Raw genomic sequence first — 8,964 nt, forward strand, 5'->3', positions numbered from 1 at the left:
ATTTGTGGATAACTGAAGTGCGCCGATTCTACCGCCCTTCGCTCAAGATCGCTTGCTGTTGATCGATAGCCTTGATCCAGGCGCTTCATCAATGCTCTTTACCTTAGAAAAATCGACAGCCCGTCCCGAGAGTGAATCGCATCCTTCGTGATGCAGTACAATCGCCGCTTTTAATCGCCAACCAGCCGGCCATTCCGATGATCGAACCCAAGCGCGTCTTGCGCGCCCTCGCTGAACACTGGGCACTTCTGGAGCCACTGTGCGAGCACTTCGACCAAGGCACACTGAGCCTCAACGAATTGCGCACGCAACTGGCCGCCCAACAACTGGACAGCACGCCGCAGGACATCACCAGCCTGCTCGACGTGTGGATTCGCCTCGACATTCTGGTGCCCGTGGCGAAAAGCCCGAACCGTTTCGAGCTCAATGCGCAGATTCACGACTTCCTCGCCTACCTGCGTCGTGAGCACCGTTTAGGCCTGTGCCTGGAGATCGAAGCCTATCTGCGTCACCTCGAGCGGCTGGCCGGGTACATTCAGGACGCGTTCGACATCCGCGATGGCCACGACCTGGCCCGTCAGTTGCGCTTGCTCGACATGCGCGTACGCGACGTGTTGAAGAAGCTCGACAACGACGAACAGGCGCTGATGGCCGTGGCCGAACGGGCCAAGACCAGCGACCGGCAGATTCCACTGCGTCAGCGTTACGCCGAAGTGCTGGCGACCTGGGACGAATACGTCGAGCCGATGATCGATCTGGTCAACGCCGACGGCGCCTTCGAACAAGGCGTGCGCAAGGTCGAAACCGTGCTGCTGAAGATGCTCAGCGAACAGCAGCGCCTCGGTCATCTGGTCGATGACGACATGCTGCTGCGTACCCACGCGCGCATCCTCGAAATGCAGACCAGCGCCCAACTGACCCTGCGTCATGCCCGCGAACTGCTGCTGCCGCTGCGTGAAGAAGCGCGCCGCCATAACGCCGTGACCCGTGGCGCTGCTCTGGCACTGGCCGCGATCCGCCGCAAAGGTATCGATGCCGTGCCGCAAGCCGCGATGCCGCTGTTCACCCGTCCGCAAAGCACCTTCCTCGGCAGCGCCAGTCAGGTCGAGGCCTACGTTTATGCGCTGGCCCGTTTCGAGCCGAAACCGGCACGTTTCCCCAAGGCGCACAAAACCCAAAAAGGTGGCGAAGCTCCACGTGCGCCACGCACCGTGCGCGAGATGCTCGAGCGCTGCGAAGACGCCCTGCCGATGCCAGACTTGATGGTCTGGCTGCTGGAGCAGGAACCGGACGGCGCCACTGACGAATTGCTTTACTGGTTCTCGCGCCTGTCGCGGGAAAAGCGCTTCAAGCGCGAGCGTCTCGAACGCCGCGACTACCACACTCACGAGCACCAGGTCAGCCTGCGCTCCTTCGCCCTGCTCTCGGCCCGCGACCCCGCCGCCGAGGATTCTGCGAGCATCCCAAATGCATCTTGATCTCTCCGAACTGTCCCAACTCGCGCCGATCTTCCGCGAACTGTTCAAGGGCTACCACGTCAGCCGCCGTGATCCAGAGCTGTACGCACAACTGTCGAACTTCCAGGATCAGTACCGCACGCTGTTCAAGGCCCTGGGCTTTGAACTGGTCTGCGACACCCGTGGTTTCTACTACTTCGTGCCGGACCTGGCCGCTGCGGCGGTGAACAAGACTGCCCAGCGTCTGGCGCTGTTCACCTTCATCCTCGTCGAGCATCTGGCTGATCAGGGCCGCGACCCGATTGCCGTGCTCGACGGTGGTAGCCTCGGCCGGGAAGAACTGCCGTCGCTGCTGGAAAAGTACCGCGATCTGTTTATTCAGGCCGAAGTGCAGACCGTTGAAGAGCTGGAAGAAAAGATCATGCGCCGCATGACCCAGCTCGGCTTCGCTGGCGAAGAGAACGGCGTTTACCGTTTCCTGCCGCCGATGCACCGTTTCCTCGACGTCTGCCTGTCGGTTCAGCAGAACCGCGATCTGGCCGCCAGCGTGCACAGCGTATTGCCGCTGCCGGCACCGGTGCTGATCGACGAAGCCGCCGAAGCCAAATTCCTCGAAACCGACGATCCACTCGATCTCTCGGAATTTGACGAGGAAAGCGAAGAAGACGCTTTGGCCCGCGCCATTGCCGAAGAACAGGAGACCGACGCATGAGCCAGGAACGCTACGGCATCCGCCGCTTTGCCCTTTTGAACACTGCCGGTTACAGCCTCGGTCTGTTCCCGCTGGAAGAACCGCTGTCGGTTTATGGCGCGAACAACCTCGGTAAATCGGCGTCGATCAACGCCTTGCAGTTCCCGATTCTGGCGCGCATGTCAGACATGAGTTTCGGCAAGTACAGCCTCGAACAATCGCGACGTTTCTACTTCGCTACCGACACCAGTTACATCCTCGTCGAAGTAAACCTACCACACGGCCCACACGTCATCGGCGTGGTCGGTCGCGGCCCGGGCGGTGGTTTCGGTCACCAGTTCTTCGCCTACGCCGGCAAACTCGATCTGGCCCATTACCAGAAAAACGACACTTGCCTGCGCCAGAAAGAGCTGTTCAGCAACCTTGAGAAAGAAGGCCTGAAAGCCTACGAACTCAAACCTGATGAACTGCGTCGCTTGCTGGTTGGCGGTCATACGTCGATCCCGCTGGACCTGACCCTAATCCCGCTGCGATCCACCAGCGAGCAGAGTCTGAAGACGTTCCGCGCACTGTTCATCAACCTGCTGCACATGCGCGAAATCACCGCGGCCAAGCTCAAGCAACTGTTCCTCGATGCCTTCGAGCACAGCTTGCGTTCGGGTAGTGTCGATTACATCGCCGCGTGCGAAGAAGCGTTCCGCGACGTACGCCGCATGGAACAGGACTACAACTCGCTGGTCGCCGCTGGTCCACTGGTCGAAGCCTTGGCCAACGGCGTGAAACAGCGCGACGTGCTGCGCGGCAAACTGCATCGCCTGTCGCCGCTGCTCGATTCGCTGCTCGGCACCTGGTCGGATTACGCCGGTGCGCGCAAGGAAGAGCTGACGATTCAGGCCGATCACTACCGAGGCGAGCAGGACGCACTGCAAAACAATCAGCGTGGCGGTACGCAAGAGCTGATGCGTCTGGAACGGGAAATTTCCGGCATCCAGCGCTGGCTCGGCGAATTGTCGGTGCTGAAGAATCGCTTCGCGCTGGTCGATGACGTCAAAGTGCTGGAGCAGCAATTGCTCGCTGCCAAAGACGCTCACGACGAGTTGGCCGGTGCCTTGGCGCAATCGCGTCAGTTCAGCGCCGAGGATCTGGAAGAGCGTCTGCGCGATCTGGAAAAACGCCTGAAGTCGGTGAAGCAGCAACTCGATCACGCCGACAACAACAGCTACGCCCGTCTGCGCGAAGAGTTCTCGCAGCCGGACGTCGAGCGTTTGATGCGTCTGTTCAACAGCGCGCTGTTCAGCCTGCCGCTGGGCGAGCACGGCATCACCCTCGACGAAGATGGCGCGTGGGTGAAGTCGGTTGAGCTGATTCTCGATGGCTTCAAAGGCGAGCGCTTCGAGGTGCCGGGCCTGTCGATCGACCTCTCGCACATCGAGCCGCCGGCCCTGCAAGCCTTGGCCGACCGTGCCGCGCTGCGCGATCAGAAAGAGCGTCTGGACAAAGAACTCAAGCAACTGAAAACCCAACAAGCCGTGGCAGCCGACCGCGCCGCGAGCAAGACCCAGACTGAAGCGCTGTACCAGCAAGTGTTGGATGCGCAGAAAGCCCTGGAAGACTTCCGTCGCAGCCAGACCCTGAGCGCCGAAGAAGGCGACAAACTTGAGCAACTGGCGCAGATGGAAGGCGCGCAGGATGAACTCAAGCGCTCCAGTGATGCGTTCACCGAACGCGTCCAGCAACTGTCGGCCAAGCTGCAACTGGTCGGCCGGCAGATCGCCGACATGGAAGCCAAGCAACGCACCCTCGACGACGCCCTGCGCCGTCGTCAGTTGCTGCCGGCGGATCTGCCGTTCGGCACGCCGTTCATGGATCCGGTCGACGATTCGATGGACAACCTGCTGCCGCTGCTCAACGACTATCAGGACAGCTGGCAAGGCCTGCTGCGCGCCGACGGTCAGATCGAAGCGCTGTACGCGCAAGTGCGGCTCAAAGGCGTGGCCAAGTTCGACAGCGAAGACGACATGGAGCGCCGCCTGTCACTGCTGATCAACGCTTACGCGCACCGCACCGACGAGGCGCTGACCCTCGGCAAGGCGCGGCGTGCGGCAGTCACCGACATCGCCCGGACCCTGCGCAATATTCGTAGCGACTACGACAGCCTTGAGCATCAACTGGCGCTGTTCAACCGCGAGATCAACAAGCGTCAAGTGTCCAACCTGCAGAGCTTCCGTATCGTGCTGGCGCCAAACAAGGAAGCACTCAAGCACATCGACCAGATCATCCACAGTGCCGGTCAGTATGAAGAAGGCGAAACCCTGTCGGTGTTCGACCTGAGCCAAAGCGCCGAGCAGGACAACAAGAACGAAGAGGCCAAGGAATACCTGGCGCGGCTGGTGGCGGCAAACCACAACCAGCTCGGCCTCAAGGACTTGTTCGAACTGGCGTTCGAGATCACCAAGGTCAACGGTCAGCCGGTTATCCACACCGACATCGACGGCGCGGCATCCAACGGCACCACCATGACCATCAAAGCGCTGACCAACATGTACTTGTTGCTGCACTTGATGGACCGCGATCAGGCCGGTCGCGTACGCCTGCCGTACTACCTAGACGAAGCGGCGGACATTGACGAGAAGAACCAGGCAGCCTTGCTGGAAACCAGCCTGCAACTGGGCTTCGTGCCGATTCTGGCGAGCGTGAAGCCGCAGGTCTGCGCCAGTGTCGCCATCGACCTGGAAGGCGGCAGCGGCCCGGCGGGGATCTACATCGACGAGGCGGACTGGAAGTACATCCGTCGCCATGATGTGGTCAAAGCCACGGTGAATGTTGAAGCGGATGAGCCGGAGCTGGATGCGGTTTGATCGGCATTAACTGAAGGCAATAAAAAGGGCCGCGATCTGTTTGGATCGCGGCCCTTTTTTATGGCTTGGGGTTTGTTGCGGGTTTTAAGGCCTCATCGCTGGCAAGCCAGCTCCCACAGGTTTTGCGTCGAACACGGATTTTGTAAACACCGCCGACCACTGTGGGAACTGGCTTGCCAGCGGAAGCCTCCTCCCAGACACCTCATAATTCCCGGATTACTTACCGAGCTGGATCTTCGGCGCCCAGGTCAGCCACTCATCCTCGAACTTGTCGAACAGCGGGAACGTCTGCTCAGCCCGAGCGGGATTGCCCATGCGCTCGCCATCCGGCGTGGCAAACGCGATACCGCCCTGAATCGCCGTTTCAAGCGATTCCGTGCGTACTGTCAAGCCGTTGAACAGGCCGATATCGAAGCCCACGCCACTGGTGTTCCAGAATCGGCTGCCACCGCGCACCAACGGCGCATATTTCGGCTCGATCAGGATGTGCACCAACACGCGATCAGCGGTCTGGCCCAGTTCATAACCGGTGACCTTGCCCACGGTGATTTCACGGTAGGTCACTGGCACACCCGGTTTCAGCGAACCGCGACGCGCCGCGCTCAATACCAGACTCAAACCAGGCTCTTGCCTGGCGACTTCCGGTGCACTGGCCAGTGCCACGAAGTTCTTCTGCGGACCAAGGTTCTTCGCCGCCGGTTGCACTTCGATATATTGCCCGGTGACCAGGGTTTCCAGATTGGACGTCTTGATCAACCCCAACTCCGGTTTGACCACCCAGAACTGACTGCCAACCCGGGCAATCTTCTCCGGTACTTCCGTGATGCGTGCGGTGAGGATGACCGATTGCAGATCGTCGGTCAGATCGACACTTTCGATTTTGCCGACATCCAGTCCCTTGAAGCGAACTGGCGTACCACTACGCAAACCGTCGGCGCGATCGACCTTGATCGTTACAACATCACCCTTTTTATTGGCGTCGTCATGGCTGGCAAACAGGCGGAAGCGCGGAATACGTTTCTGCAACGGCGCCTTGGCCTGCGGCGTTTCGAAAGCAATACCGCCGGCCATCAGCGTCTGCAGCGATTCGCTCTTCACTTGAATGCCGCCCGTCAAACCACCGGTCAACGTAATACCGCTCACATTCCAGAAACGGGTCGAGGCGTTGACCAGATTTTCGTACTCCTTCTCGATGTGAACACCGATGACCACCTGCTTTCTCTTCTTGGAAAACTGGTAGCTCTGTACCGAGCCGACCTTGACCTGTTTGTAAAGAATCGGACTGCCGACTTCAATCGAACCAAGGGCATCGGTGAACAACACCAGGTGCAGACCCGGCGAACGCAGATCCAGCGGCGGTGCCTTTGGCCTCGCTTCGAATTCACGTTTCGGGGCAGCCCCTTTGTCACCCGGGCGCACGGCGATGTAGTTACCTTTCACCAATGCTTCCAGCCCAGTGATACCGGCCAGGGAAATCGACGGTTTGACCACCCAGAATTGCGTGCCATCGACCAGATAGTCTTCGGCCAATGGATCAAGGGTAAGCTCGGCTGTCGCGCTGTTCAGATCCGGGTCGACCTTCAGCGCCTTCAGATTGCCGACCTGAATGCCTTTGTACATCACCGGCGTACGACCGGCCTGCAGACCTTCGAAGTCGCTGAGTTTGACCTTCACACGGATCCCGGCAGCCGCAGCATCGAAGTCTTCATAAAGACGGAACGGCAGGCTTGGATCGGTGGGTGGACTGTCCTTGCGGTTCTCTGGCGTGGCGAAGGCGATACCGCCGGCGACGATGCTCGCCAGCGATTCGCTGCGCACTTTTACCCCGGACAGGTTGGCGTCAATGCTGATGCCGCTGGCGTTCCAGAAACGTGTGTGTTTGCGCACCAGTTTGGCGTAGGTCGGCTCGATAAAGACTTTGAGTTCGACGGTGCTCTGGTCTTCGGAGAGCAGGTAGCTTTTGACCTGACCGACTTTGATCTGCTTGTAGAACACCGGGCTGCCACGGCTCAGCGAACCGAGGCGATCAGCCTTGATGGTCAGGTGCAGACCGGGTTTGGCATCGGACAGCGGCGGCTCTTCGGCCAGCGCCTTGAACTTGCGCACAGGCTCGCCTTCGCCGGGACTGATGGCGACGTAGTTACCGGAGACCAGGGTTTCCAGACCGGTGATACCGGCCAGCGTCACGCTTGGCTTGATCAGCCAGAAGCGGGTGCTGGTTTTGAGGTATTGCTCGACGTCTTTATTCATCTCGACCGTGGCGATCACCCCTTTGGAGTTGCCTTCATCATCGAGCTTGAGCGTCTTGACCTTGCCAACCGACATGCCTTTGTACATGACCTCGGTCTTGTTGGCCTGAATGCCTTCGCCGCTTTCGAAGCGAATCTGGATCTCGATACCGGTTTCGGAGTAGGCACGCCACCCGAGCCAGCCACCGATGATCAGCGCAATTATTGGAAGTACCCAAATGGCAGACCAGTTCGAGGCCGGTCGGGTTTTCGCTACAGGCAAATCAGTCATGGTCGTCGTCCGACTCCGTATTATCCCAAATCAGTCGGGGATCGAAAGTTACTGCGGCAAGCATCGTCAGAATCACCACAGTGGCGAAGGCGATGGCGCCAAGATTGGCTTCGACACTGGCAAGCCGGCCGAAGTTGACGACCGCCACCAGAATGGCGATCACAAAAATATCGAGCATTGACCAGCGGCCAATGAACTCGATGAAACGGTACATCCAGATGCGCTGACGTGCAGACAACGGCTGGCGTCGCTGTACCGAAAACAGCAACAACGCGATGCCCACCAGTTTGAAGGTCGGCACCAGAATACTGGCGATGAACACCACGGCGGCAATCGGGATCATGCCGTGCTGCACCAACTCAATGACGCCGGACATGATAGTGCTCGGATCACCCTGCCCCAAAGAACTGACAGTCATGATCGGCAGGAGGTTAGCCGGAATATAGATAATCGCTGCGGTGATCAGCAGTGCCCAGGTTCTGGCCAAGCTGTTCGGACGACGCGCGTGAACCAGTGCGCCGCAGCGAGTGCAAGTCTGCTCGTCGGTGTCCACATCTTGTCTGTTCAACTCGTGGCATTCGGTACAAATCAGAATGCCCGCATCAATCGCCCGCATGAGCATCCTCTCCAGATAACGCCTGCCAGACCTGATGTGGCGACATCACCACCTCCAACCAGACCTGAATCAACAACAAGCCGATGAAACACACCAGGCCGAGGCCGACAGTAATAGCCGCCATATCCGCCAGTTTAACGATCGCCACCAATACGCCCATGAGGTAGACCTCGAGCATCCCCCAGTCCTTGAGGTGGTGGTAAATGCGATAGAGCAGCAAGCCGTAGCTGCGGCCAAGGTTGAAGCGAATCGTCAGTAATACCGCCAATTGGCACAACAACTTGATTAACGGAATGGCCATGCTGCACAGGAATACGACGATCGAAACACCTTGCATGTCGGTGTTGAACAAACCCACAACGCCGCTCCAGACGGTGTCGTGCGAAGACTGCCCGAGGATATTGAGCTGCATGATGGGTAAAAAGTTTGCAGGCACGTAAAGCAATAAGGCCGCAATGACCAAGGCAAGGCTGCGCTGCACCACATTATGGCGGTGAGCGTACAACTCGTAACCGCAGCGCGGGCACAGGGCTTTTTCGCCGTGGGCAAGTTTCGGCTTACGCATCAGCAGGTCGCACTCGTGACAGGCCACCAGGTCTTCCAGCGGTAAATCTGACAGCCCTGGGGCGTCAACCGGATCTGACATAAAAGCTCTGGCTCCGAAAAATGTGGGGCTATTCTAGTGTTCTGATTCGAAAATAACTGTGCAAATTTGTTCGCTGGCACGAACAAAAACTTTCCTGCGGACAAAACAAAACCCCAACTGCTTTCGCAATTGGGGTTTCGGAATTTAATCTTGACGATGACCTACTCTCACATGGG

6 protein-coding genes are annotated in these 8,964 nt (G+C 58.8%); 3 read left to right on the forward strand and 3 right to left on the reverse strand.

Annotation, left to right across the window (positions count from 1 at the left end):
• Positions 1-197: 197 nt before the first annotated feature.
• From mksB to mksF, 3 genes are read left to right on the forward strand one after another with little or no spacing between them, the layout of a single operon-like run.
• The gene (mksB, locus tag ACIQVE_RS25145) at positions 198-1,478 is read left to right on the forward strand and encodes an Mks condensin complex protein MksB (RefSeq protein WP_402813616.1); all 1,281 of its coding nucleotides are present in this window, start codon (positions 198-200) and stop codon (positions 1,476-1,478) included.
• Positions 1,468-2,169: an Mks condensin complex protein MksE gene (gene mksE / locus ACIQVE_RS25150; RefSeq protein WP_402813619.1), complete on the forward strand. Its 702-nt coding sequence runs from the start codon at positions 1,468-1,470 to the stop codon at positions 2,167-2,169. The genes mksB and mksE overlap by 11 nt, the downstream gene beginning before the upstream one ends.
• Positions 2,166-5,006 (forward strand): Mks condensin complex protein MksF, encoded by a 2,841-nt coding sequence (gene mksF / locus ACIQVE_RS25155; protein ID WP_402813622.1) that lies wholly within the window; start codon positions 2,166-2,168, stop codon positions 5,004-5,006. The genes mksE and mksF overlap by 4 nt, the downstream gene beginning before the upstream one ends.
• A 216-nt stretch (positions 5,007-5,222) precedes the next feature.
• On the opposite strand, the gene ACIQVE_RS25160 is transcribed toward mksF, so the two are convergent.
• The 3 genes from ACIQVE_RS25160 to ACIQVE_RS25170 are packed head-to-tail and all read right to left on the reverse strand — an operon-like array spanning position 5,223 to position 8,788.
• Positions 5,223-7,526, reverse strand: coding sequence for an intermembrane transport protein PqiB (locus ACIQVE_RS25160; RefSeq protein WP_402813625.1), 2,304 nt, complete (start codon positions 7,524-7,526; stop codon positions 5,223-5,225).
• A complete protein-coding gene (locus ACIQVE_RS25165) occupies positions 7,519-8,142 on the reverse strand; it encodes a paraquat-inducible protein A (RefSeq protein WP_402813628.1) in 624 nt (207 codons plus the stop codon). The genes ACIQVE_RS25160 and ACIQVE_RS25165 overlap by 8 nt, the downstream gene beginning before the upstream one ends.
• Positions 8,129-8,788, reverse strand: a complete 660-nt coding sequence (locus ACIQVE_RS25170) for a paraquat-inducible protein A (RefSeq protein WP_402813631.1) — start codon at positions 8,786-8,788, stop codon at positions 8,129-8,131. The genes ACIQVE_RS25165 and ACIQVE_RS25170 overlap by 14 nt, the downstream gene beginning before the upstream one ends.
• Positions 8,789-8,964 lie beyond the last annotated feature (176 nt).

This window comes from Pseudomonas sp. NPDC098747 (assembly GCF_044760045.1).
Classification (GTDB): domain Bacteria; phylum Pseudomonadota; class Gammaproteobacteria; order Pseudomonadales; family Pseudomonadaceae; genus Aquipseudomonas.